The organism is Massilia jejuensis (assembly GCF_042656795.1).
In the GTDB taxonomy this organism is placed as follows: domain Bacteria; phylum Pseudomonadota; class Gammaproteobacteria; order Burkholderiales; family Burkholderiaceae_D; genus Telluria; species Telluria jejuensis.
Genome location: NZ_JBHSMS010000094.1, coordinates 1 through 1,087, shown reverse-complemented (window position 1 = coordinate 1,087; position 1,087 = coordinate 1). Strand labels below are relative to the sequence as shown.

At 56.3% G+C, this 1,087-nt stretch carries 1 protein-coding gene; it reads left to right on the top strand.

The features are described from left to right. Window positions 1–23 precede the first annotated feature (23 nt). Window positions 24–1,007, top strand: a complete 984-nt coding sequence (locus ACFPOU_RS23650; protein WP_198511368.1) for an IS5 family transposase — start codon at window positions 24–26, stop codon at window positions 1,005–1,007. Window positions 1,008–1,087 lie beyond the last annotated feature (80 nt).

Genomic DNA, 1,087 nt, shown 5'->3' with positions numbered 1-1,087 from the left:
CACTCAACGCCGCCCTGTCGATCATGCAGAAAAGCTTCTCCGATCTCGAGTATGCCAACAAGAAGAAGCTGACGCGGCGCGACGTGTTTCTCGCAGAGCTCGACTCGACCACTCCGTGGGGTAAGCTGCATCAAGAAATCGAACCGTTTTACCCGAGGGTCAATGGCGCTGGCCGTCCTCCAATTGGTCTTGCGCGCATGCTGCGCATGTACGTGGCCCAACAATGCTTTGGCATGTCGGACGAAGGCATCGAGGATGCGATCTACGACAGCCAGGCGATTCGTGGTTTCGTCGGTATCGACCTCAATCGAGAGTCCGCCCCCGACGCGACGACATTGCTGAAGTTTCGGCACCTGCTCGAGGACAATGAGCTGACCAAAAAGATCTTCGACACCATCAACGGTCATCTCGCGGAAAAGGGTTTGATGATGCGCGAAGGGACTATCGTCGATGCCACGCTGATCGCGGCACCACCGTCGACGAAGAACAAAAACGGAGAGCGCGATCCGGAAATGCACCAGTCGAAGAAAGGTAACGACTGGCACTTTGGGATGAAGGCCCATGTGGGCGTTGATGCTGCGTCCGGTCTGGTGCACACCGTTATCGGCACTGCTGGCAACGTCTCCGACGTCACCCAAGCCTGTGCGCTATTGCATGGCGATGAGTCTGCTGCGCTCGGCGATGCCGGTTATCAAGGTGTCGAGAAGCGCCCGGAGAATCAGGGCAGATCGGTCACCTGGCATGTCGCAATGAAGCGATCCAAACGCAAGGCACTGCCGAAAAATAAGGTCGGTCGTATGCTTGAAAAACTGGAGCATCTCAAAGCCAGTGTGAGAGCGAAAGTCGAGCATCCGTTCCACGTCATCAAGAACCTGTTTCGTCATCGGAAGACGCGCTATCGCGGCCTGGCCAAAAATACTGCTCAGCTGTTCACGCTGTTCGGTTTCGCCAATCTGGTGCTGGCCGGCCGGCGATTTTCGATCACTGAATCCCGACGTGCGCCTTGAGCGCCGGAAGGCGCAAAAAAACCGATCAATTCGCTGAAAACCGCCTGTCCTGAGGGCAGAAATCGCATCTCAGAATGCCA

Coding starts and splice junctions, on each gene's coding strand:
- ACFPOU_RS23650 (WP_198511368.1), top strand. CDS start 24: ATGCAGAAAAGCTTCTCCGATCTCGAGTATGCCAACAAGAAGAAGCTG.